Source organism: Brevundimonas diminuta ATCC 11568 (genome assembly GCF_000204035.1).
Taxonomy (GTDB): Bacteria; Pseudomonadota; Alphaproteobacteria; order Caulobacterales; family Caulobacteraceae; genus Brevundimonas; species Brevundimonas diminuta.
In genome coordinates this window covers 1,928,683-1,951,120 of record NZ_GL883086.1, presented here as the reverse complement: position 1 = coordinate 1,951,120, position 22,438 = coordinate 1,928,683, and the positions used below count along the sequence as shown (strand labels likewise).

Sequence of the window (22,438 nt, the reverse complement as noted above, 5' to 3'; positions counted from 1 at the left end):
TGCGTTTTGCGCGAGCAGGGTTAGGCCAGGGCCGCTTAACAGGCGCTTTGCCGGAAGTGAATGTTTTGCAAGGCTAATCTGACAGATAATCCGAGAACGGATGATCAGAGGCGAGCCAGCAGTTCGGCCGCAAAGGTCGACAGGCTGTCGTCGCGAGCGCCCATCACCACGATCCGGTCGCCGGGCTGGGCGATTTCGACGATGCGGTCGCCGCAGTCGGCGCGGGTGGCCAGGGCCTGCGCCTGACGACCCGCCGCGCGGACGCCCACTGCGATGTCCTCGCTGCCGACGCTGCGGTCGGTGGTGCCGCCGTAATAGACCGGCTCGGGCATCAGCAGCACGTCGTCATGGCGCATCAGACCGGCGAAGCCTTCGATGAACTCGCGCTGCATCAGCTTCAGCGGGCCGAAGCCGTGCGGCTGGAACAGGATCAGCAACCGTCCGTCGAAGGCATGCAGGGTCTTCAGGGTGGCGGCGATCTTGTCCGGGTTGTGGGCGAAATCGTCGATGACGGTGACGCCGTTTCGCGCGCCCACCACCTCCAGCCGCCGCCGGATGCCGCTGAAGGTCTCCAGCGCCGCGACCGCCTGATCCATGCCGACGCCCAGCGCCTTGACTGCGCCCAGCGCCGCCAGGGCGTTGGCGACATTGTGCGCGCCCGGCACGTTCAGCCGCGCGGCTCGCGCCGCCTCGCCGCGCACGCGAAACTCGAACGTCATGCCGGTGGGCAGCGGTTGCAGGTCGTGCGCTGACAGATCGGCCTCTTCCTCGCCCAGGGCGAAGGTGATCGCCTTGCCCGTCTCCAGGGTTTGCGCCAGCGCCGCCGTCTCGGGGTTGTCGAGATTCAGCACCGCCGTCGTCGCCCGGCCGACGAAGCCGCCGAACAGGTCGCGCAGCTCCTCCATCGACTTGTGGTCCAGCGAGATGTTGGAGACGACCGCCACGGTCGGGTCATAGCGGGCGATGGAGCCGTCGCTCTCGTCCACCTCGGCGACGAACAGGCCATTCTCATCATTTGCTCCGCCGATCAGGGCGCTGGCGAACGGGTGGTCGGCGTCGGCGAAGTTCTTCATCACGGCGCCGTTGACCACGGTCGGTGTGCGGCCCGCCTGATCCAGGATCCAGGCGATCATGCCGGTGATGGTGGACTTGCCGCTGGTGCCCGCCACGCCGATCGAGGTCGGAGCCGCGTTGAACAGTTCGCTGAGCAGCTGGGGACGGGTCTTGATGAGGGCGCCGACGCGCTTGGCCGCGCCGATATCGGGCACGGTGTCCTCGACGGCGCCGGTGGCGACGACCACCTGATCCTTGCTGACCACGCCCGATCCGTCCTGCGGGTGCAGGGTCACGCCGTGGGCGCGCAGCCAGTCGAACTTGTCCGGCGTGCGGCCCTGATCCAGGGCGCGGTCGGAGCCGGCGATGCGGTTGCCTTGCGCCTGAACGATCATCGCCAGGGGCAGCATGCCGGAGCCGCCGACGCCGCAGAAGAAATAGTCTTTGTTCATCGGCTTGATTTCAGGGCTGGAAACCGGGGAATGTCCGGCAGCCTGACTAGCACGTGAGGCGCCCGAGGCCACCCCGTCCATGCAGACCAGACCGTTCCGAATCGGCGTCGTCAACGCCAGCTCCCGCCTGGACCCCGCGCGGGGCGAGGCGATCCGGGCCTGGGCGGCGGCGACCTGGCCGAGCGGCGAGGTCGAGCTGGTGCTGCATCCGGCCCTGTTCGAGGCGCACGGCCATTTCGGCGGCGATGACGCCACCCGCGCCCGCGCCTTCGTCGAGACCGCCAACGACCCCGAGATCGACGCCGTCTGGTTCGCGCGCGGCGGCTACGGCGCCTGCCGCATCGCCGAGGCGGTGATCCCCGAGCTGACCGCCCACGCCTACGTCAAGCGTTACCTCGGCTATTCTGACGCGGGCAGCCTGCTGGCGGCGCTGTATCGCGCGGGCTTTCCCCATGTCGCGCACGGGCCGATGGCCTCGGACGGATCGCGCCATGACGCTGCGGGCCTGCGGGCGGTGAACTGGCTGCGGAGCGGCGACGCGGCGTCGCTGGAGCCGTCGCTGCTGACCGATCCTCGGCCCGCCGTCGGCTTCAACCTGACCATCCTCAATGAACTGGTCGGCACGGCGATCGAGCCGGACCTGACCGGCCACGTCTTGATGCTGGAAGAGGTGTCCGAGGCCCTCTATCGCGTCGACCGGATGATGTTCCACCTGACCGGTCAGGCCTCGATCCGCCGTGTCGCGGGCATCCGTCTGGGCCGGGTGTCGGACGTCACCGTCAACGACCCCGACTTCGGTCTGACGGCGGAGGAGATCGTGCGGTACTGGTGCGTGCGCTCCGGCATCGCCTATCTGGGCGACGCCGATATCGGCCATGACCGGGACAACAAGGTCGTGCCCTTCGGCCGGCGCGGCTGAGGCGCGTTCAGCCCCTCAGGATCAGGCCGTCGGGCCGCGCCTCGAAGGCCGACAGGCGGCCGAGGAAGCTCATGCCCAGCAGGGCCGCGGGCATGTCGCGATCGACGACCAGGGCCTCGACCGAAGTCATTTCGACCCCCGCCACCGACAGGGAGGTCAGCAGCACCCGCGCGGCGGGCACCTGGCCTGAGGCGGTGTTCAGCGTCTGGTTGAAGTCATGCGGTTTCAGCCGCACGCCCAGCCGTTCGGCGTCAGCGCGGCTCAGCGTCACCACGCTGGCGCCGGTGTCGACCAGCATTCGCATCGGCCGTCCCTCGACGGTCGCCTCGGCCCAGTAGTGGCCGTCGGCCGCGCGCGTCACCGACGGCGCCTCCTTCAGGGCCACAGCGGCATAGGCCTGGGCCGGGCCTTCCCACCACATCAGGGCGCCGATGCACGCCGACGCCGACGCCAGGGCGGCGGCGAAAACGACAGCGGAGCGCGGGTCAAAGCGGATCATGAAGCGGACTATGCCGCCTTGGTCTTCCCATGCGGTGAAGCGACGTGGCGAACGAAAGGTTGACGACCCAGGGTCTTCATTCGCCCAGCAGGCGGGGATCGATCCGACCCTTGCGGCCCGACAGGTCGGTCATGACGGCGGCGCGGGCCTCGTCCGTCATCCGGCTCCAGGTGGCGATCTCCTGAAGCGTGCGGAAACAGCCCAGGCACAGGCCCGATGCGCCGTCGACGGTGCAGACCATGACGCATGGGCTGGCGACGGGGCGCGGCGGGCGAGGGGCGGGGGCTTCGGTCATGATTCGTGACGTTATCGCTACAATGAGTCCGAGAACGGACTATAATTCTTGACTTTTTCCACAGCTTCGCTATCTTCATCGTCGACGCGAAACGACTGACAGGGTGAGAGTCCCAATAAGCACGACGTGTCTTCTTTCATCGTTCAGCGAAAGGAGACGCCAAAAATGAACGAAAACAAAGAGCGCAATCTCCAGCACGCCATGCTGTCCTTCGCCCTATTCGGCGGGATGCTGGTGAACACGAAGCAGATGAACGGCACAGGCGACCGCGTGGTCAGCCATCCGTCCAACTTCGTGCCCATAACGATCAAACGGCCGCGCGCGTAGTCGCGAGACTGGATGATCCAACCAGAAGCCCCGGTCAGAACGACCGGGGTTTTTCAATTCCGCCCTTGCCATCCCGCCGCGCCCTGGCCGACACCCACAGCTTCATTGGAGAAGAGGAAGCGCGGCATGGGTTTGATCGTCGAAGAGCGCAAAGGCGCGGTCATGGTCTGGACCCTGGATCGGCCCGACCGTCTGAACGCCCTGCCGGACCTTGAGGACGGCGAGGCCTTCGCCGCCGCCTGCGACGCCGTCAACGCCGATCCTTCGATCCGCTGCGTGGTGATGACGGGGGCCGGCCGCGCCTTTTCGGCGGGCGGCGACCTGAAGGCGATGAAGGACCGCCGCGATCTGTTCGAAGGCTCGGGCGCCGCCATCCGCGAACGCTATCGCCGCGTCGTTCACCGTATCGTGCGCGCCCTCTACGGGCTTGAGGTTCCGCTGGTGACGGCGGTCAACGGCCCGGCCATGGGGTTAGGCTGCGACATCGCCGGGCTGGGCGACATCCGCATCGCCTCGGACCGCGCCAGCTTCGGCGTGCCCTTCATGAAGCTGGGCATCATTCCCGGCGACGGCGGTTCGTGGCTGCTGCCGCGGAACATCGGCTACAACCGCGCCGCCGAACTGCTGTTCACCGCCCGCTCCATCGACGCCGAGACGGCCGAGAAATGGGGGCTGGTCAACCGCGTCGTTCCGCATGAGACCCTGATGGACGAGGCGATGGAGACGGCCGGTCAGATCGCCGCCCAGCCCCCCCAGGCCCTGCGCATGGCCAAGACCCTGCTGCGTCAGGGCCGCGACATGAATTTCGATCAGATGTTGGAATTGTCGGCCGCCATGCAGGCCCTTGCCCATCTGACAGACGACCACATCGAAGGCGTGACGGCGGTGCTGGAGAAGAGGTCGGGGGAATTTACGGGCGCATGATCCATTAAGGCCCTTCGCCGTCGGGACGGACGGGAGAGGACTGGACAGTAAAAAAAAGGGGCCTCTCGCGAGGCCCCTTTCCGTTTCAGTCCGTCGGGCCGCTTAGCGGCGGGCCGGGGTCTGCATCGAGCGGTTGGCGGGGACGCCGGCGATGCTGGTGTCGCGCTTGGCGCCGGCCGTCTCGCCCGGTTTCATGAACTTGACCAGAACGCGCTGGCCGATCAGCAGCGGGGCCTCGTCGACGGCGACCACCACCTCGACCACGCGCTCGTCGGTGCGTTGCGACGGGTCGTCCGACGCCAGCTTGCGGGCGCCGAAGACGGCGGCGCGGCGCAGAACCTTGCCGACATAGACCTTCGACGGGTCGCCTTCCGGGGTGATCTCTACGGCTTGATCGGCGGTGATGTTCGGAATGTCGGCCTCGACGATCTCGGCGCGGGCGATGCGGGGGGCGTCGGGCTCCAGATCGAACATGTTCGACACGTTCAGGGTCGAGGCGCCGGCGCCGGGGTTGGCGTAGCGGCGCACGATGCGGCCGTCAGCGGGGGCGCGAATGACCGTCAGCTCGACGTTGTAGGCGGCCTCGTCGCGGCGGGCGCGGGCGGTCTGCACAGCCGACTGCTGCGAGCCGAGCCGCGCCTGGGCCGAGGCGATGGCGTCGCGGGCCTGGTCCAGGCGCTGGGCGGCGACGAAGTTGGTCGAGACCAGCTTCTGCAGGCGGTCGTACTCGCGCTGGGCCGTGGCGATGTCGACGTTGATCAGGCGCAGCTGGCTCTCGGCTTCCGACAGATTGGCGGCGGCGGTCTGCAGCGCCAGGCGCGGCTCGTCGTCTTCTTGGCGGGCCAGGATCTGGCCGGCGGTCACGCGGTCGCCTTCCTGCACCAGGACTTCGCGCACCACGCCGCCGCGGCGCGCGGCGATCTGGATGATGCCGCCCTCGACGTCGACCTTGCCGTTGGCGATGGCGGCATAGGGGCTTTCGACCTTCTTCTCGGCCTCGGCGGCGGCTTCCGCCTTCTTGGCGGCGCCGGCGGAGCGGACCATGGTGAAGCCGACGAGCAGCACGATCAGCAGCGCGAGGCCGATCCAGAGCCATTTGTTTTTCAGGAAAGCGGGCATGTGAGGCGTCCTCAGAGGATCGGTGTCAGTGCGAGGCCAGAACGGCGTCGGGATTGGGGGTGCGGCGCTGATCGTCGATGATCACGCCGTCTTCGATGTGGATGACCCGGTCGGCCCAGGCCTCGAGGCGCGGGTCGTGGGTCACGCAGATGACGGCGGCGCCGTGCTCGGTCGCCGCCCGTCGCAACAGGCGGATCACGACCTGGCCGTTCTCGCCGTCCAGGGCCGAGGTCGGCTCGTCGGCGAACAGGATCTGAGGATCCTTGGCCAGGGCGCGGGCGATAGCGACGCGCTGCTTCTCGCCGCCGGACAGGGCGGCCGGACGTTGGTGCAGGCGATGGCCGAGGCCGACCTCCTCCAGCGCCAGGGTCGCGCGCTTCCTGGCCTGATCGGACGTCAGGCCTTGGAACTTCAGCACCGTCGTCACCTGCTGCAGGGCGCTGAGCGAGGGGAAGAGGTTGAAGCCCTGGAAGATGAAGCCGCAGTGATCCAGACGGAACTTGTCGATCCGGCCTGACGACAGCTTCCACATGTCGTCCACGTCCAGCGCGTCGACGCGACCTTCCTCGGGGCGCAGCAGACCGGACAGGGCGGCGATCAGCGTCGACTTGCCTGATCCCGACGGCCCCATGACCATGGTCAGGTCGCCGTGGCGGGCGTCGAAATCCACGCCCTTCAGAACTTCGACGTAGTTCTTGCCGGACTTGAACCGCTTGATCAGCCCCTTGGCCTCGATGGCGAACTCGCCATGTTTGCCGTGAACTTTCGTGTGCCCAAAAGCCATAGTGTTCATCGCAGCAGGTCCGCAGGCTGGCTTTTCTTCAGGATGCCCATGGACAGGAAGCCCGAGAGCATGGCGATGGCGATCAGACCGCCGCCCACCACGATCAGCAGCGGCAGGGGCAGGGCGATGATCACCGCCTTGGACATGGCGAACAGGGACAGCAGCCAGGTCAGGCCGATGGCGGCGGCCACGCCGACCACGCCGACCCAGAAGCTCAGCTCCATGACGATGCGGCGCAAGGATCCCATGCCCACGCCCAGGGCGCGCAGCGAGGCGAACTCCTTGATGTTGGCCATGATGGCGCCGCGCAGGGTCTGCCAGGTGATGGCCACGCCGATGATGATGCCCAGCACCACGCAGCCGCCGATGATGATGACCAGGATGCCTTCTTCGAACATGGCGCCGGCGTTGGCGTCGGCCAGATCCTGACGGGTCCAGGCCTTCCACTGGCCGTTGCCCATGGTGTTCAGTTGGGCGACCACGATCGCGGCGCGGGCAGGATCCTTGATCTTGATCATCAGGGGGCCGACGCGCGGGCCGGTGTCGGCCTGACCCAGCATGCGCAGGGTGTCGCGCGACATGACCACGCCGGGCTGCATCATGTTGGGATAGCCGCGGGTGACGCCGACGACCGTGACGGTCTGACCGTTGTACAGGGCCTTGTCGCCCAGCTTGACGCCCAGGGTCGTCAGCGCCGTTTCATCGACCGCGACGGTGTAGGGCTGGCGCAGGGCGTCGACCAGTTCGCGTGAATAGTCGGTCGGAATGGTGACCGAGCCGGGCGTGGTGTCGATGATGCTGGACTGGACGAATTTCAGACGCGGAGCGCCCTGCTTGGCGTTGTCGGCCTGGCTGCGGGTGGGGTCGACTTCATTGACCGACTGGAAGGTGCCGCCGGCGCCGTCCAGGGGCTGAACCTCGACCACCTCGGGATGGTTGTAGGCCAGCGGGATGAAGCGACGCGGCACGCCCGACGGCCCGTTGATCAGGCTCTTGGCGCCCGGTTGAAGGATCATGATGTCCGCACCGGACCGTTCGATCTGGGCGGTGAAGCCCTTGCCGATGCCGATGAAGACACCGGTCATGGCCAGCACGAGCAGACCCGAAAGGGCCAGCGCCATGACGGCGGCCATATAGCGGCGCCACTCGAAGAGCAGCGTGGATAGCGCGAGCGACATGACGCGTATTCATTCCCCTGACTTGCGCTGTTATCTGACCGCGCCTCGCCCCGGGGCCAAGTTAAATCGGGGTAAGGCTGGCTCGGCCGGATTTGTTACGGGGCTTGAGGAAGCGCCCCCGGCAAGGCTAGTGACGCGCAACAGCAAGGCGTGGCGTGGTGTCCCGCCTATTCGGAGACGCCTATGTCGCTTCGCCGCACTCTTTCGTTCACGGCTTCCCTGGCCGCCCTCGGCATGGCCGTCGTGGTGGTCAACGCCCCCGCTTCGGCTGCTCGCGCCGACGAGGGCATGTGGACCTTCGACAACTTCCCCATCCAGACGGTGAACGACAAATACGGCACGCGCATCGACCAGTCGTGGCTGGATCGCGTGCGGAACGCGGCGGTGCGCCTGCAGGGCTGCTCGGCGTCGTTCGTGTCGGGCGAAGGCCTGATCCTGACCAACCACCACTGCGTCATCTCCTGCGTGCAGGATCTGTCGACGGCCCAGAACGACTACGTCAAGAACGGCTGGATGCCCGCCACGCGTGAGGAAGAGAAGACCTGCCCCGGTCAGACGGCCGAGGTTCTGACCGACATCACAGACGTGACCGAGCGCGTTCTGGGCGCCGGTTCGGGTCTGGAAGGCGCCGCCTTCGTCGCCGCCCGTTCGGCCGAGATCGACGCGATCCAGAAGGAAGCCTGCGGCGACGACCGCAAGCTGACCTGCCAGGTCATCAGCTTCTATCGCGGCGGCAAATACGCCCTCTATCAGTTCCGCAAGTACGAGGACGTGCGCTTGGCCTTCGCGCCGGAGTTCCAGGCGGCCTTCTTCGGCGGCGACCCGGACAACTTCAACTTCCCGCGCTACGCCCTCGATGCCGCCTTCCTGCGCGCCTATGAGGACGGCAAGCCGGTCGCCTCGCCCAACCACCTGAAGTGGAACCCCAACGCCCCGGTCGACGGCGAAGTCACCTTCGTGGCGGGCAACCCCGGCTCGACCTCGCGTCTGCTCACCATCAGCCAGCTGGAGCGTCTGCGCGACCAGCAGATCCCGATCACCCTGATCCAGAGCGCCGAACTGCGCGGCCGTCTGGTCGAATATTCGACGACCGGCGAGGAAGAGAAGCGCGTCGCCCTCGACCCCATCTTCGGTCTGGAGAACAGCTTCAAGGTCTACTACGGCCAGCAGGGTGCCCTGACGGACCCGACTTTCATGGGCAAGAAGCGCCAGGAAGAGGCTGAACTGCGTCAACGCGTCGCCGCCGACCCGGCCGTGGCCGAGCGCATCGGCGACCCGTGGGGCGATCTGGAGAAGGTGCAGGTCACGGCCCGCGACCTCTACCTGCCCTATCGCCAGCTTGAGGCGAACGCCGGCGGCGGCTCGACCCTCTATTCCTACGCCCGGTCGATCGTCCGCGCGTCGAAGGAGCGCGCCAAGCCCGCAGCTGAGCGCCGCGCCGGCTACGCCGACAGCGACATCGCCGCCCTGGGCCGTCGCCTGGCCTCGGAAGCGCCGATCCCGCTGGGCGTCGAGGAGATCCAGCTGTCGCACTGGATGCTGAAGACCCGCGAGTATCTGACGGTCGACAGCGCCGACGTGAAGGCCATGCTGGGCGCCGAAAGCCCCGAAGTCATCGCCGCCCGCCTGGTGCAGAGCCGCCTGATCGACCCGGCCTTCCGCGCCGAGGCCCTGGCCATGACGCCGGAGCAGCTGGCCGCCTCGGGCGACCCGATGATCGCCTTCGTCCTGGCCAACGACAATGCGGCGCAAGCGATCCGCACCCAGTGGGACGCCGGCGTCAACGCCCCGACCGCCCGCGCCGCGGAAAAGGTCGCCCAGGCTCGCTTCGCCGTCTATGGCGACAACCTGTATCCCGACGCGACCTTCTCGCTTCGCCTGTCCTACGGCCAGGTGAAGGGCTGGACCTATCGCGGCGTGACCGTGCCGTCCTTCACCTACATGGGCGGTCTGTACGAGCGCGCCACCGGCGCCGAGCCGTTCAACGCCTCCGAGCGTTTCGTCGCCGCGCAGGACCGGATCAACAAGGACGTCGTCTACGACTTCGTCTCGACCAACGACATCATCGGCGGCAACTCCGGCTCGCCGGTGATCAACGCCAAGGGTGAAGTGATCGGCGCCGCCTTCGACGGCAACATCCACTCCCTGGGCGGCTCGTTCGGCTATGACGGGGAGCTGAACCGCACGGTGACGGTCTCGACCGCCGCCGTCACCGAGGCCCTGCGCACCGTCTACAACCAGCCGCGCCTGCTGCGCGAACTGGGCGTGCGTCGCTAAGCCTGTCGGATTCAGGTCCGGGATTTGAGGGGCGTCTTCGGGCGCCCCTTTTTCTTTGTCCGCTCAGGACTACTGCGGCTTGCCCTTCTTCTCGATGAGCACAGCCTGCTGCCAGCGGCTGGGCGCCTTGTCGGTGCGGTGGATGCAGCCCGCCCAGCAGCAGGGGCGGCGCTTGCCTTCGTGCAGTTCCTCGACCGCACGTTCGATCCGTTTCTGGCGGGTGGCGGCCTGTTTGGCGTCTTCGACCCAGCAGATGAACTCATTGCGGCCCAGCGGCGTCAGGCTCCGCCACAGCTCCAGGCTTGCGGGATCGGAGGACAGCCGCGCCCGCATGTCGTCCGGGACCAGATGCGCCACGCCCTGGGGGAAGTCGTCGGCCATCGCCTCAACCCTGTCTCGTTTCGCGATTCGCCGAATCTAGACCTGCGAACGCGCCCCGTGAATGCGCTCGCCAGGGGTTGCGGTTTCACTCCAGGTTCTGTTCAGACTGACCGCAAGACGGCTCCGGTTTCCAGGGGCCGAAATCTGGGCCTCGACGACGGTCGAGGCGGCGACGCCGAGGATACTTCATGCGCCCTGCTCACACCCTTTCGCTTTTCGCCTCGGCCGCCGTCCTGGCCTTCGCCGCCGCTTCGTCGGCCCAGGCTGAGGAGGGCATGTGGACCTATGACAACTTCCCGATCGCCCGCGCCAACCAGACGCTGGGCACCAGCATCGACCAGGCCTGGCTGGACCGCGTCCGCCAGTCCTCGGTGAAGTTCGGCGGCTGCTCGGCGGGCGTCATCTCGGCCGAGGGGCTGGTGATGACCAACAACCACTGCGTCGCCACCTGCGTCGCGAACCTGTCCACGCCTCAGCTGCAATACGCCGAGACCGGCTTCACGCCCAAGAGCCGCGAGGAGGAGCTGAAATGCCCCGGCGGCTCGGCCGAGATCCTGACCGACATCACCGACGTCACCGCACGGGTGCAGAAGGCCGGCGAGGGCCTGGACGGCCAGGCCTATACTCAGGCGCGTGAGGCCGAGGCCGGCCGCATCGAGACCGAGGCCTGCGGGAACGATCCCAAGATCCGCTGCCAGGTCGTCAGCCTGTATCGCGGCGGTCAGTTCAAGCTCTACAAGTTCCGCAAATACTCCGACGTGCGTCTGGCCTGGGCGCCGGAAGACCGCGCCGCGACCTTCGGCGGCGACCTGGACAACTTCTCCTTCCCGCGCTTCGCCATCGATGCCGCCTTCATCCGCCTGTACGAAGACGGCAAGCCCGCCGCGACGCCGACCCACTTCACCTGGAACCCGAACAAGCCGACCGAGGGCGAGCCCGTCTTCGTCACCGGCAACCCCGGCTCGACCCAGCGCCTGCTGACCCAGGCCCAGCTGATGACCATTCGCGACGTGGTGCTGCCGCTGGACCAGCTGATCGCGTCGGAGCTGCGCGGCCGTCTGATCCGCTATTCGGAAGAGGGCGAGGAACAGGCCTTTATCGCCATGGATCCCATCGTCGGCGTCGAGAACACCTACAAGCGCGGCCGCGGACGCATGGCCGCCCTGATCGATCCGGCCTTCATGGACCAACTGGCGGGTCAGGAGACCGTCTTCCATCGCCGCGTCGCCGAGAATGAAGCCCTGTCGGCCGAGGTCGGCGATCCCTGGGCCGCCCTGGCCGAGGTGCAACCGATTGCGCGCGAGCTCTACGCCCCGATGGCCCTGCTGGAAGGCGGCACGGGCATGGGCACGACCTCGGTCGCGGGCGGCTCGCCGCTGTTCAGCTGGGCGCGGGCCATCGTGCGCGGGGCGCAGGAACGCGCCAAGCCGTCGGACCAGCGTCTGCCCGAGTTCGCCGACAGCCGTCTGCCGGGCGTGCAGTCCAGCCTGTTCGCCGAGCGCCCGACCTATCCGGAACTGGAGCAGATCCGTCTGGAGTGGTGGCTGTCCAAGACCCGCGAATGGCTGACGGTCGACAGCCCATACGCCCGCACCCTGTTGGGCAAGGAAAGCCCCGAGGCCCTGTCCGCGCGCCTGATCGAGGGCACCAGGCTAGCCGATCCCGCCGTGCGCCGCGCCCTGTGGGAAGGCGGCCTGCCCGCCGTCCAGGCCTCGACCGACCCGCTGATCCAGTATGTCCTGGCCATCGACGCCGACGCTCGCGCCGTCCGCACCGAGTGGGATGACAAGGTCAAGGCGCCGACCGACCGCGCCTCCGCGCAACTGGCCGCCGCCCGCTTCGCCGTCTTCGGCGACGCCGTCTACCCAGACGCCACCGGCACCCTGCGCCTGACCTACGGCCGGGTCGAGGGCACGGATGTTCCGGGCCAGCGTATCCCTGCCTTCACCACCTTCGCGGGCCTGTGGGACCGGGCGACGGGCGCCGAGCCTTTCAACGTCGCGCCCAAACTGCTGGCCGCCAAGGACCGCATCGACCCGAGCGCCGTGATGAACATGGCTGTTTCGTCCGACACCATCGGCGGCTCGTCGGGTTCGCCCGCCGTCAACGCCAAGGGCGAGATCATCGGCGCCAACTTCGACTCCACCGTCCTGACCCAGCGCAACGCCTACGGCTATGACCGCAACGTCAACCGCAGCGTCATCGTCACGACCCAGGCGGTGACCACCGCCTTGCGCGACGTCTACGACATGGATCACCTGCTCAGCGAGCTGGGCGTCCAGTGAGCGAAGCGACCTTCCGTCCCGCCGCGCCGGACGATGTTCCGGCGCTGCACCGTCTGATCGAGAGCGCCTATCGCGGCGACAGCGCCAAGGCGGGCTGGACCCATGAAGCCGATCTTCTGGGCGGCCAGCGCACGGATGAGGCGGAGCTGCGCGACATCCTGGCCGACGCGTCTCGGGTGCTGCTGCTGGCCGAGATCGACGGCGTCCTGACCGGCTGCGTCCAGGTGGCCAAACAGGGCGAAGGCCTGGCCTATCTCGGCCTGCTGACCGTTGATCCGCGGCGCCAGGCGGGCGGTCTTGGTCGTTGGCTGATCGCCGCCGCCGAAGCCGAGGCGATCGATCGTTTCGGCGCGACGCGCATGGAGATGACGGTCATCCGCCAACGCGTCGAACTGATCGCCTGGTACGAGCGGCGCGGCTATCGTCTGACCGGCGAGACGCGGCCCTTCCCGCTGGACGACGAACGCTTCGGCCTGCCTCAGACGCGCGAGCTGGAGTTCGTGGTGCTCGAGAAGGCGCTCTAACGCCCTTCTCCCCTTGCGGGAGAAGGTGGCAGGCGGAGCCTGACGGATGAGGGGTGTCGGCGGCGCGGGTTGAAGTTCAGCCTCCGCAGCCTGCGCCCCTTTTTCATGCCCGTCGCGCTCACACCCCTCATCCGGTCCTGACGGACCACCTTCTCCCACAAGGGGAGAAGGTTTTAGAGATCGCGCATCTGCTTTTGCGCCGCGCTGAAATACTGCCAGCCGGTCCATAGGGTGACGATGGCGGCCAGCCAGATCAGGGCGTCGGAGAACAGCTGGAAGGCGGGCAGGTAGTCGAACGGCAGACCCCAGCCGTCCCAGTTGCGGGCGAACAGCTGGCAGCCCAGCGCCACCATCTGCAGGGTCGTCTTCCACTTGGCGGCCAGGGTGACGGGCAGGTTGATGCGCCCGGCCATGGTTTCGCGCAGCGCCGAGACCGCGAACTCGCGGAACAGGATCAGGCCGCAGGGGATGATGATCTGCTGCACCGAGCCGCTCGTCAGAACGCCCAGCACGGCGCCGGTGACCAGGATCTTGTCGGCGATCGGGTCAAGGATAGCGCCCCAGCGCGTCGTGGCGTTCCAGCGACGGGCCAGATAGCCGTCGATCCAGTCCGTCGAGGCGGCGATGACGAAGATCCAGAAGCCCGTCCGGTACATGGCGAACTGGTCGTCAGGGCTCAGCCAGGCTGAGACGAAGGGGAAGCCGCTGGTCGCCCCCGCCAGCAGCAGGAACATGACGATCCCGGCCGCCAGGCGCAGGCTGGTCAGGATGTTGGGGATGGCTTTGTAGGCAGGGGCCATGACGTCTTCCGTTGCAACACGCCGGGTGTGCCACGGTTCGCGGCCAGAGGCGAGGGCGCCGCGCCGGACCGAACGCCTCAGTCCAGCCGCTCGAACCGTCCCGGTCCCGTCAGCTTGGACAGGATGCCCAGCGCGATGCCGAAATGCAGGCCGCTGAGCTTCAGTTCGCCCGCCGCCTCCTTTTCCGCGATCCAGGGGAAGGTGCGCAGATTGTCCAGCGACAGGCGCACCACGGCTTCTTCGGCCGCGCACTCGACCTGTTCGGCGGGCAGGGCCTCGACCGCGCGGCGCACGCTGGGGGCGGCCTGCTCGACCCAGGGGGCGACGAAGTCCTGACAGTTGGCGGGGGCGCCGTTCAGCATGGCGTTCACCCCGCCGCACGAGGCGTGGCCCATGACGACGACGTGTTTGACCTTCAGCACATTGACGCCGAACTCCAGCGCCGCCGAGACGCCGTGCAGCTTGCCGTCCGGCTCATAGGGGGGGACCAGGTTGGCCACGTTGCGCACCACGAACAGCTCGCCCGGCGCCGTGTCGAAGATCAGGGCCGGGTCGGCGCGGCTGTCGGAACAGGCCACGACCAGGGTGTGCGGCTTCTGACCGTTGGCGGCCAGGGCTTCGTACTCGGCGCGTTCGGACGGCCACCGATTCTGGCGGAAGCGGTGATAGCCCTTGGTCAATTCGTTGGTCATGAGGCGCTTCCTAAACCCGCGACGGTTGGTCGCTCAACCGCAAATGCATGTGTTTCACGACTTGTGAAAGAAGCCGTGGATGCGCTCGGCCAGCGACTGATTGACGCCGTCCACCTTGACCAGATCGGCGACCGAGGCGCGGCTGACCCCCTTGGCCGAGCCGAAGGCGTGCAGCAGGGCCTTCTTGCGCCCCGGCCCGACGCCTTCGATTTCGTCCAGTGGGTTCTTCTTGATGTCCATGGAGCGGCGCTTGGCGTGGGCGCCGTTGGCGAACCGGTGCGCCTCGTCCCGCAACCGCTGGATGTAGTAGAGGGCCGGGCTCTTCAGCGGCAGCATGAAGGGCGGTTTGCCGGGCATGAAGAAATGCTCCTTGCCTGCGTCGCGGTCCGGCCCCTTGGCCACGCCGACCACGGCGATGTCGTCGACGCCCAGATCGGCCATGACGGCCAGCACCTCGGCCAACTGGCCCGCCCCGCCGTCGACCAGCAACAGGTCGGGGCGTTCGACCGCCTCTCCGGCCTCCTCGTCCTTGACCATCTTGCCGAAGCGGCGGCGCATGACTTCGCGCATCATCCCGTAGTCGTCGCCGGGCGTCAGGTCTTCGCCGCGGATGTTGAACTTGCGGTACTGGTTCTTGCGGAAGCCCTCGGGCCCCGCGACGATCATGCCGCCGACGGCGTTGGTCCCCTGAATATGGGCGTTGTCATAGACCTCGATCCGCTCGGGCCGGGCGTCCAGACCGAAGGCTTCGCACACCTCGTCCAGAATCTTCGACTGGGCCGAGTTCTCGGCCAGCTTGCGGCCCAGCGCCTCGCGGGCATTGATCAGGGCGTGGTCGACCAGACTGGCCTTGCCGCCGCGCTGGGGCCGGGCGATCTCGACCCTGTGTTCGGCCTTCATGCTGAAGGCTTCCTCCAGCAGCTCCAGTTCGTGCGGGCGGATGTTGGACAGGATCAGACGCGGGACCGGCTTGTCCTCATAGAACTGACCCAGAAAGGCGGCGAGGATTTCCGGGTCGCTGTCGCTCTTGTCCACGCGCGGGAAATAGGCGCGGCCGCCCCAGTTCTGGCCCGCCCGATAGAAGAAGACCTGGACGCAGGCCTGACCGCCCTCGGCGTGCAGGGCGAAGACGTCGGCCTCGGCCACGCCCTCGGCGTTGACGCTGTTCTCCATGGCGATGGCCGACAGGGCGCGGATGCGGTCGCGCACCCGGGCGGCGGTTTCGAAGTCGAGGTCGTCGGAGGCCGCCTGCATCTCCTGCGACAGGCGGCCGATGACGGCGCGCGACTTGCCGCGCAGGAACTGTTCCGCCTCCGTGACCAGATCGCCGTATTCCTCCAGCGAGATCAGGCCGGTGCAGGGCGCCGAGCAGCGCTTGATCTGGTGCAGCATGCAGGGGCGGGTGCGCGTCTCATAGACGCTGTCCGAACAGGACCGCAGCAGGAAGGCTTTCTGCAGGGTGTTCAGCGTGTGGTTGACCGCCCAGGTCGAGGCGAAGGGGCCGAAGTAGTCGCCGGGAATCGTATGGGCGCCGCGATGCTTGCGGACCTGGGGCGCGCGGTGGTCGCGGCGGATCATCAGCTCGGCGAAGGACTTGTCGTCACGCAGCAGGACGTTGAAGCGCGGCTTCAGCTTTTTGATGAAGTTCGATTCGAGCAGCAGGGCCTCGGTTTCGGACGCCGTGACCACCAGCTCCATCGAGCGGGTCAGCGACACCATCAGGCCGATGCGCTGGGTGTGGAAGCGGCCTTGCGCATATTGCACCACCCGCTTCTTCAGCGACTTGGCCTTGCCGACGTAGAGGCAGGCGCCGTCCTCGCCGTACATGCGATAGACGCCGGGCTTGTCGGGCGCGCGCCGGGCCTCGTCCGCGATCAGTTCGGCGGCCTGAAGCGGAAGGGCGTTCGCCTGCGAGTCGGGCGTCTCCGGAATGTCGGGCGTCGGGTCGGTCATCAGCCGGGATATAGGCTCAGCCGCGCCGGACCAGAAGCACCCCGCCGATCACCAGCAGCACCCCGGCGATGCGGGTCAGGCTGATCGGCTGCTGCGGCACGCCCATGACGCCGAAGTGGTCGAGGATCAGGCTCAACGCCAGCTGGCCCGCCACCATCAGGGTGATGGTCAGCGCCACGCCGATCTTGGGCACGCCCCAGGCGGCGGCCACCACGAAGACGCAGCCGTACAGGCCGCCCAACCAGGCCCAGGCGGGCAGGGCCTTCATCGCCTGCACGTCCGGCCGCGCCTGCAGCGTCACGGCGACGAGGGCCAGGGCGACGGTTCCCACGAAGAAGGAGACGAGCGCCGCATTGACCGGCGAGCCGACGGCGCTGGCCAGCCGCGCATTGGTCGGTCCCTGCAGGGCGGTGGCGGCGCCGCCCAGGATCATGGCCAGCAGGGCGAGGACGGGAAGCTGCATCGGCGGTCTCACCAGTTCGGATCGGGCGCGGCGCCGCCGAAGATTTCGGCCAGGCGATCTCGGGTGGCGCGGGTGGCGTCCTTGGGCAGGGCGTCGGGGTGAAACCAGCCGATCTCGGCGATCTCGCCGTGGCTGGTCCGCTCGGTCAGGTCGAAGGCGTCGATGCGGAAGACCAGCACATGATCCCCTGGAAAGAAGCGTTCGTTGGAGTGGACCGACAAGAGGCGCGGCTCGCCCCGGACGATCAGTCCGGCTTCCTCGCGCAGTTCGCGGATGACGGCGGCTTGGGTCGTTTCGCCCTTGTCCACCCCGCCGCCGGGCAACCACCAGCCTTCCAAGTACGTGTGCTTGACCAGCAGCACCCGACCCTCGCCGTCGACCGCCGCGCCGCGCACGCCCAGCGTCATGCCCCGGCTCATCCGCGACCAGGCGAAGAACAGCGGCCGGGTGAAGGGTTCGATGCGCGTGCGCCAGGTGGTCATTCGGCAAGCATGGCATGGCGGATGGTAAGGCGCACCATGGCTTGTGGTAGGCTGCTGTGAAGAGGAACGGGGGACGACGATGTTGCTGGCGGCGGTCATGTTGGGGCTTCAACTTCAGGCGCTTTCGCCTGAGACGCAGGAGATCATCGCGCCAGTGAGCATGGCGATTGAAGAGGTGCGCGCGCGGCACGCCGTCCTTGGGACGGCGCTTGACGACAGGGCGCGCTTGGAGCGGATGGGGGAGTTGGATCAGGCGGGACGGCAGGTCATTACCCGCTTGGATTTCTCGCGCATACCGGACACGGAGCGCATGGCGGCGGTTCGAGCTGCGGGAGCAGTGATCGAAGCGGTGGACCAGGAAAATCAGCAGGCGCTTCTGGCGATGACGCCGCCCGAAGGCTGGTTTCTGAAAAGTCGATATGGCGACAAAGCCTCTGCGGCTGCTTTCCACATTATCCAGCACTCGGACGAGGGTCTGTGGCGGCGTTTCCTTCCCGTACTGGAGCCGCTGGTCGCGACGGGCGAAATCGACGGTCAGAGCTACGCCATGATGTTTGACCGCTTGGCGACATCCGAGGGACGGCCCCAGCGCTATGGGACGCAGTTTCGTTGCGACAACGGCAAATGGCGGCCCTATCCGATCGAGAGTGTCGAAGACTTGGAGGCTCGCCGCGAGGAGATGGCCTTCCCCGTCCCCTTCGCCGACTATCGCGCGCACTTTGAAAGTCAGCCGCAATGTCCGCAGACCTTGTCGCCGCCTCCGCCCGGCATGGTCGTTGACGACTGAGCCATGGCTTGAACAGGGGCGCGCTTGCCCCTATTCGGGGGCGGAATAGGAGACCCATCATGCTGGCCATCGCCACCATCTTCGCCTTTATCGCCGTCGTCGCCGCCTTCAACTACTTCGAGTTCGGCCGGGTTGACTGAGCCCAGGTCGGCTGACGCCCCTTCGAGGGGCGTGGCGCTGGTCACGGCCGCCTCGCGCCGGATCGGGGCGGTGCTGGCGAAGGCGGCGGCCCAGGCGGGCCATGACGTCGTCGTCCACTATCGCTCGGACGCGCAAGGAGCGCAGGTCGTGGTCCAGGCCATCGAGGCCATGGGACGGCGCGCCGTCGCCGTCCAGGCCGAGCTGACGGACGCCGGGGCGCGCGCCGCCCTGATCGATCAGGCCGCCGCCTTCGGGCCGTTGCGGGCGCTGGTCAACAACGCCTCCCTGTTTGTCTATGACCAGCTGGAGACCTTCCAGGAGGCGGACCTGCGCCTTCACCACGAGGTCAACGTCCTGGCGCCCCTGGCCCTGATCCGGGACTTCGCCGCGCGCCTGCCTGACGGGGATGAGGGCGTGGTGGTCAATATGCTGGACTATAAGGTCACGGCGCCGAACCCCGACTTCTTCTCCTATACCGTCAGCCGCGTGGGCATCGCCCATATGACCGGAGCCCTGGCGCTGGCCCTGGCGCCGCGCATACGCGTCTGCGGCATCGCGCCGGGTCTGACCCTGCCCTCGGCCGGCTGGCCCGAGGCCGACTATCAGGCGGGGGCCGAGGCCACGCCGCTGAAGCGGCCGGTGGCGGTCGAGGATCTGGCGGCCGCCCTGAGCTTCATCCTGACGGCGCGCAGCCTGACGGGGCAGAACCTGGTGGTGGACGCCGGCGCCGGCCTGACCCGCCGCGACCGCGATCTGGAATTCGCCTGAAGGCGTTCGTCGTCACATGACCTTTATTTGCCGATAGGTTGGTGCTTTAGCTGCCGCCATTCATCCTGAGACCCTCATGCCCGCTGTCCGTTTCACTCGCCGCTTCTCGATGGCGCACCGGCTGATCGCCGATGCGGGGTCGAAATGCGCCGTGCCGCATGGGCACAATGAGTTCGTGACGGTGACGCTGGAGCCGACGGCAGAGATCGCCTTCGGCGGGGCCAATTACGCGGCCTCGTTCGAGCGGCTGAAGGCGCGCTGGCACGGCTTCGTCGACCGCAGCCTGGACCACGCCTTCCAGCTGAACCGCGCTGACCCCCTGCTGGCCTGGTTCCAGCAGCACGAGCCGCACCGCCTGAACCAGGTGCTGACCGTGGACGGCGATCCGACGACCGAGGCCCTGGTCATCGCCCTGTGGCGCAAGCTGGAGGCCATCCTGGCCGCCGAGGGCCTGCCGTTCCGCTTGGCCGAACTGGCCATCGAGGAGACGCCGACCAACACCGTCCTGACGCGCGGCCTGACCGAGGCGGAGCGGGCCTGGGAGTTGGGCGCCTGGTGCGACCGGGCCGATTTCAGCATCAATGATCTTCTGCCGCCGGAGACCTGGTCTTGAGCGCCGTCGTCACCCCCCTGCCGTCCGTCGAACCACGCCGCCTGGGCCTGAAGGTCATGGTCCGCGCCCTGAAGGTCGAGGCCTCGATCGGCTTCTACGATCATGAGCATGGGCGGCTGCAGCCCCTGGTGGTGGACGTCGAACTGGACCTGGGCGCTGCGCCGGTCGAGCGGCTGGCCGATACGCTGGACTATGACGGCGTCGCCCGCATCGTGCGCGAGCTGGCGGCCGGGCCGCACATCGCCCTGATCGAGACCTTCGCCGAGCGCGCCGCCGTCGCCTGCCTGGCCGATCCGCGCGTGCTGAACGTCGTCGTGCGGGTCGAGAAGCCCGGCGCCATTCCCGATGCGGCGGCCGCCGCCTGCGAAGTCGCCTATTCGCGCTGAGCCCGGTTGCGCGGGGCCGTCCGTCCCGCCATCATCCCGGCCTGACAAGAGGTTCTGATGGTCCAGTCCGGCGATTACAGCAGCAACAGCGGCGGCGAGGCCTCGGCCGATCTGACGGGCCTCTATGCGGGGTACGCCCTGATCCTGCTGGCGGCGCCGACCTTCGGCGCGGCGGCTGCGATCGGCCTTCTGCGCGTGTGGCGTCGGCCCGCGCCCGCCGATCCGATTCTGCGCAGCCACTTCATCTTCCAGCAGCGAACCCTGCTGGCGGCGGTGGTCGCCATCATCGCCGGGGCGGTGCTGATTCTGGTCAACGTCGGGGTCTTCGTCCTGTTCGTCATGGCGGTGTGGACCATCGTGCGCGGCGCCCTGGGCCTGAAGGATCTGCTGACCGGGCGGCCCATCGCCGAGCCGCGTCGTCTCTTCTACTGAAAGGCCCGCCGTCATGAGCGATCAGAACACCGCCGCGCCCGTCGCGGGCCGAGACGGCGCCGTGGTGGCGTGGATTCTCTATATCCTGTCGATCCCCAGTGCGAACCTGCTGGTGCTGGTCGGCCTGGCGCTGGCCTATATGAACCGGGGCTCGGCGACCGGGCTGGCGGCCCAGCACGTCGAGGCCCAGATCAGCCTGTTCTGGTCGGTGTTCTGGATCAGCGCCGTCCTGTGGGTGCTGGTGGCGGTCAGTGCGGTGGCTTCCGTTCTGCTGATCGGGATTCCGTTCCTTCTGCTGTTCGGGCTTCTTTTGCTGCTGGTGTCGATCTGGTTCATGGTGAAAAGCGTTCTGGGTCTGATGGCCCTGCTGACCGACCGGCCGGCCTGAACTGATCCATTCGGGAGGAACCGCCGTGCCCGCCTTCAAAGACCACGCCGCCGATCGCCGCTTCCAGCAGATGTTCGCCGACGCGGACGGGACCGAGCATCCCGTCTGGGCCGAGTATGCGGTGCGCGGCCGCGCCCGCGTCATCCTGCACGTCGAGGCGCACCCGGCCCTGCGCGGCGCGGGGGCTGCGGGCCGCTTCATGCAGGCCCTGGCCGAGCACGCCCGCGCCGAGGGGCTGACCCTGATCCCGCATTGCAGCTATGCGGTCGCCTGGCTGAAGCGCCACCCCGAGTACGAGGACGTCCTCGGTTCCTAGCGGGCCGCGGTCAGAAGGCTCCGCCTTATGGCTGCTTCGCGCCGCCCTTCAGGTCGACCCGACGCGGCCTGGCGCTTCGCGCAGGCGCTCAAGTAGCGAGCGACCGCGTCGCGAGCGATAGCGCCCTAAATTAAGGATGACTCTTCGCCACGATGGCCTTCATGGTCTCGGCCTTGGCGGGCAGATCCTGGACCAGGCGGGCGGCCAGTTCGCGGGCGCCGACGGGATAGGCGTCGCCGCCGTCGGCGATCTCCTTGGCCATGTCGGCGGCCTTGCACAGGGCGGCTTCGAGGGCCTCGACCTGTTCGAGCGCCAGGGCGCGGGCTTCGGCCTGCAGGCGCTTGACCCGTTCGGCGGTGGTTTCGGGCGCGCGCATCAGGTCATAGACCTCGGCTTCCGGCGAGGAGACCACGCGCAGGGCGGCGCGGGCGTCGGATTCATTGCTGGACTTGGTCATCGAGTCTCTCCTGAACGCACCATGCCGCATTTTCGCCGCAAGGTCGCATCCCATTTTGCGGCCAAGCTCGACGGCGCGCGGCCATGTTGCCTGTAAGCCTCATGAACAGGGCCTCATGAATCGGGGATGAAGGGCGGCGTCGCCCAGCGCACGCGACGCCGCTCGGCGATGGCCCACAGGTGATCGATGCGGCTGGCCAGCTCGCGTCGCAGCCGGCGCTCCTCGGCCGGATGCAGGGGGCGGTCGTCGTCATCGGGAACAGGCGGAGACGCAGCGGCGCGCGGCGGTCGGGGACGGGTCATGGGGGGCTTTCCTTGCTGAGGGCTGGGCGCGGGTCTTCCTTCTCCCCTTGCGGGAGAAGGAACACGGATGGCCGCCGCGCCTTTCGGCGGGCGGTGGGAGGGCTGGGCGGAGCGCCGGGCCGACGCCCGGAGTGTGATGTGTGTTACCGTTTCGACGCCGACAGACGCTCCGCGCGGACGGGCTTCCACGAGCTCGGGGCAGGCGCCGGTCTTATCGGCTACCCCCGGCGCCCGCGGCGGGCGGGGGCCTGCTTGCGACAGGCCTCCCGGAACGGTCCGCGTAACCCCCGCGACCCTGGCCGAAGCCTCTCTGACGGACGGGTCGAACGCCCCGTCACCAGGCTCCGTCGGCTTCTTGTCTTGATGCCTGGCCTACCGCCCTTCGGGCTGCTTGAGGCCGCGAAAGCAGCCAGCGCCCGTTGGGTGGCAAGCCGGGCGTCG

General features: G+C 67.9%; 27 protein-coding genes. 13 read left to right on the top strand and 14 right to left on the bottom strand.

Features of this window, described 5'->3' with window-relative positions:
• Positions 1 to 104 precede the first annotated feature (104 nt).
• Positions 105 to 1,505: a UDP-N-acetylmuramate--L-alanine ligase gene (locus tag BDIM_RS13320; RefSeq protein WP_040346183.1), complete on the bottom strand. Its 1,401-nt coding sequence runs from the start codon at positions 1,503 to 1,505 to the stop codon at positions 105 to 107.
• Positions 1,506 to 1,584: 79 nt separating this feature from the next.
• Here BDIM_RS13320 and BDIM_RS13315 point away from each other — a divergent pair, with 79 nt between their 5' ends.
• On the top strand, positions 1,585 to 2,424 hold the full coding sequence (locus BDIM_RS13315) for an LD-carboxypeptidase (RefSeq protein ID WP_003166130.1): 840 nt from the start codon (positions 1,585 to 1,587) through the stop codon (positions 2,422 to 2,424).
• 7 nt (positions 2,425 to 2,431) lie between these two features.
• Here BDIM_RS13315 and BDIM_RS13310 read toward each other — a convergent pair whose 3' ends face one another.
• Entirely contained in the window at positions 2,432 to 2,923 is a 492-nt protein-coding gene (locus BDIM_RS13310; protein WP_003166129.1) for a retropepsin-like aspartic protease family protein, read from the bottom strand.
• Positions 2,924 to 2,999: 76 nt separating this feature from the next.
• Positions 3,000 to 3,218 carry a DUF1289 domain-containing protein gene (locus BDIM_RS13305; protein WP_040346181.1) on the bottom strand — a complete coding sequence of 73 codons (219 nt, stop codon included), beginning with the start codon at positions 3,216 to 3,218 and terminating at the stop codon, positions 3,000 to 3,002.
• A 165-nt stretch (positions 3,219 to 3,383) separates the two neighbouring features.
• Here BDIM_RS13305 and BDIM_RS18120 point away from each other — a divergent pair, with 165 nt between their 5' ends.
• Positions 3,384 to 3,545: a hypothetical protein gene (locus BDIM_RS18120; protein ID WP_003166127.1), complete on the top strand. Its 162-nt coding sequence runs from the start codon at positions 3,384 to 3,386 to the stop codon at positions 3,543 to 3,545.
• Positions 3,546 to 3,671: 126 nt separating this feature from the next.
• Positions 3,672 to 4,469 carry a crotonase/enoyl-CoA hydratase family protein gene (locus BDIM_RS13300; RefSeq protein WP_040346178.1) on the top strand — a complete coding sequence of 266 codons (798 nt, stop codon included), beginning with the start codon at positions 3,672 to 3,674 and terminating at the stop codon, positions 4,467 to 4,469.
• A gap of 102 nt (positions 4,470 to 4,571) precedes the next feature.
• Here BDIM_RS13300 and BDIM_RS13295 read toward each other — a convergent pair whose 3' ends face one another.
• The 3 genes from BDIM_RS13295 to BDIM_RS13285 are packed head-to-tail and all read right to left on the bottom strand — an operon-like array spanning position 4,572 to position 7,550.
• Positions 4,572 to 5,588, bottom strand: coding sequence for an HlyD family secretion protein (locus tag BDIM_RS13295; protein ID WP_003166125.1), 1,017 nt, complete (start codon positions 5,586 to 5,588; stop codon positions 4,572 to 4,574).
• Between the two features lie 25 nt (positions 5,589 to 5,613).
• The gene (locus BDIM_RS13290; RefSeq protein WP_040346173.1) at positions 5,614 to 6,381 is read right to left on the bottom strand and encodes an ABC transporter ATP-binding protein; all 768 of its coding nucleotides are present in this window, start codon (positions 6,379 to 6,381) and stop codon (positions 5,614 to 5,616) included.
• On the bottom strand, positions 6,378 to 7,550 hold the full coding sequence (locus BDIM_RS13285) for an ABC transporter permease (protein ID WP_040346171.1): 1,173 nt from the start codon (positions 7,548 to 7,550) through the stop codon (positions 6,378 to 6,380). The genes BDIM_RS13290 and BDIM_RS13285 overlap by 4 nt, the downstream gene beginning before the upstream one ends.
• A 183-nt stretch (positions 7,551 to 7,733) precedes the next feature.
• Between BDIM_RS13285 and BDIM_RS13280 the strand changes: the two genes are divergently transcribed.
• The gene (locus BDIM_RS13280) at positions 7,734 to 9,827 is read left to right on the top strand and encodes a S46 family peptidase (protein WP_003166121.1); all 2,094 of its coding nucleotides are present in this window, start codon (positions 7,734 to 7,736) and stop codon (positions 9,825 to 9,827) included.
• A 69-nt stretch (positions 9,828 to 9,896) separates the two neighbouring features.
• Here the strand turns inward: BDIM_RS13280 and BDIM_RS13275 are convergent, their stop codons facing one another.
• On the bottom strand, positions 9,897 to 10,208 hold the full coding sequence (locus BDIM_RS13275) for a YdeI/OmpD-associated family protein (protein WP_003166120.1): 312 nt from the start codon (positions 10,206 to 10,208) through the stop codon (positions 9,897 to 9,899).
• A gap of 188 nt (positions 10,209 to 10,396) precedes the next feature.
• Between BDIM_RS13275 and BDIM_RS13270 the strand changes: the two genes are divergently transcribed.
• Both BDIM_RS13270 and BDIM_RS13265 read left to right on the top strand, forming a co-directional pair.
• On the top strand, positions 10,397 to 12,493 hold the full coding sequence (locus tag BDIM_RS13270; protein ID WP_040346168.1) for a S46 family peptidase: 2,097 nt from the start codon (positions 10,397 to 10,399) through the stop codon (positions 12,491 to 12,493).
• Positions 12,490 to 13,017 (top strand): GNAT family N-acetyltransferase, encoded by a 528-nt coding sequence (locus tag BDIM_RS13265; protein WP_003166119.1) that lies wholly within the window; start codon positions 12,490 to 12,492, stop codon positions 13,015 to 13,017. Before BDIM_RS13270 ends, BDIM_RS13265 begins: the two co-directional genes overlap by 4 nt.
• 173 nt (positions 13,018 to 13,190) lie before the next feature.
• On the opposite strand, the gene pgsA is transcribed toward BDIM_RS13265, so the two are convergent.
• The 5 genes from pgsA to BDIM_RS13240 form a co-directional block, all read right to left on the bottom strand.
• Positions 13,191 to 13,817 carry a CDP-diacylglycerol--glycerol-3-phosphate 3-phosphatidyltransferase gene (pgsA, locus tag BDIM_RS13260; protein WP_003166118.1) on the bottom strand — a complete coding sequence of 209 codons (627 nt, stop codon included), beginning with the start codon at positions 13,815 to 13,817 and terminating at the stop codon, positions 13,191 to 13,193.
• A 77-nt stretch (positions 13,818 to 13,894) separates the two neighbouring features.
• Positions 13,895 to 14,509 carry a carbonic anhydrase gene (locus BDIM_RS13255; RefSeq protein ID WP_003166117.1) on the bottom strand — a complete coding sequence of 205 codons (615 nt, stop codon included), beginning with the start codon at positions 14,507 to 14,509 and terminating at the stop codon, positions 13,895 to 13,897.
• Between the two features lie 54 nt (positions 14,510 to 14,563).
• Positions 14,564 to 16,462, bottom strand: coding sequence for an excinuclease ABC subunit UvrC (uvrC, locus tag BDIM_RS13250; protein WP_003166116.1), 1,899 nt, complete (start codon positions 16,460 to 16,462; stop codon positions 14,564 to 14,566).
• A 16-nt stretch (positions 16,463 to 16,478) separates the two neighbouring features.
• Entirely contained in the window at positions 16,479 to 16,925 is a 447-nt protein-coding gene (locus BDIM_RS13245) for a DMT family transporter (protein ID WP_003166115.1), read from the bottom strand.
• A gap of 8 nt (positions 16,926 to 16,933) precedes the next feature.
• A complete protein-coding gene (locus tag BDIM_RS13240; RefSeq protein WP_003166114.1) occupies positions 16,934 to 17,407 on the bottom strand; it encodes an NUDIX domain-containing protein in 474 nt (157 codons plus the stop codon).
• Between the two features lie 79 nt (positions 17,408 to 17,486).
• On the opposite strand from BDIM_RS13240, the gene BDIM_RS13235 reads away from it, so the two are divergent.
• The 7 genes from BDIM_RS13235 to BDIM_RS13205 all read left to right on the top strand — a co-directional run bounded on the left by BDIM_RS13235 (position 17,487) and on the right by BDIM_RS13205 (position 21,238).
• Positions 17,487 to 18,194 (top strand): DUF6624 domain-containing protein, encoded by a 708-nt coding sequence (locus BDIM_RS13235; protein ID WP_046652239.1) that lies wholly within the window; start codon positions 17,487 to 17,489, stop codon positions 18,192 to 18,194.
• 171 nt (positions 18,195 to 18,365) lie between these two features.
• A complete protein-coding gene (locus BDIM_RS13230; RefSeq protein ID WP_003166111.1) occupies positions 18,366 to 19,103 on the top strand; it encodes an SDR family oxidoreductase in 738 nt (245 codons plus the stop codon).
• 76 nt (positions 19,104 to 19,179) lie between these two features.
• Entirely contained in the window at positions 19,180 to 19,716 is a 537-nt protein-coding gene (locus BDIM_RS13225) for a 6-pyruvoyl trahydropterin synthase family protein (protein ID WP_003166110.1), read from the top strand.
• A complete protein-coding gene (folB, locus tag BDIM_RS13220) occupies positions 19,713 to 20,102 on the top strand; it encodes a dihydroneopterin aldolase (protein ID WP_003166109.1) in 390 nt (129 codons plus the stop codon). Before BDIM_RS13225 ends, folB begins: the two co-directional genes overlap by 4 nt.
• 57 nt (positions 20,103 to 20,159) lie before the next feature.
• Positions 20,160 to 20,534: a hypothetical protein gene (locus tag BDIM_RS13215; protein WP_003166108.1), complete on the top strand. Its 375-nt coding sequence runs from the start codon at positions 20,160 to 20,162 to the stop codon at positions 20,532 to 20,534.
• A 13-nt stretch (positions 20,535 to 20,547) separates the two neighbouring features.
• Positions 20,548 to 20,922, top strand: a complete 375-nt coding sequence (locus BDIM_RS13210; RefSeq protein WP_003166107.1) for a hypothetical protein — start codon at positions 20,548 to 20,550, stop codon at positions 20,920 to 20,922.
• 25 nt (positions 20,923 to 20,947) lie between these two features.
• Positions 20,948 to 21,238, top strand: a complete 291-nt coding sequence (locus BDIM_RS13205) for a GNAT family N-acetyltransferase (protein ID WP_003166106.1) — start codon at positions 20,948 to 20,950, stop codon at positions 21,236 to 21,238.
• A 130-nt stretch (positions 21,239 to 21,368) separates the two neighbouring features.
• Here the strand turns inward: BDIM_RS13205 and BDIM_RS13200 are convergent, their stop codons facing one another.
• Together BDIM_RS13200 and BDIM_RS13195 are read right to left on the bottom strand one after the other, a co-directional pair.
• Positions 21,369 to 21,695: a hypothetical protein gene (locus BDIM_RS13200; protein ID WP_003166105.1), complete on the bottom strand. Its 327-nt coding sequence runs from the start codon at positions 21,693 to 21,695 to the stop codon at positions 21,369 to 21,371.
• A gap of 113 nt (positions 21,696 to 21,808) precedes the next feature.
• On the bottom strand, positions 21,809 to 21,997 hold the full coding sequence (locus BDIM_RS13195) for a hypothetical protein (protein WP_003166104.1): 189 nt from the start codon (positions 21,995 to 21,997) through the stop codon (positions 21,809 to 21,811).
• Positions 21,998 to 22,438: the final 441 nt, after the last annotated feature.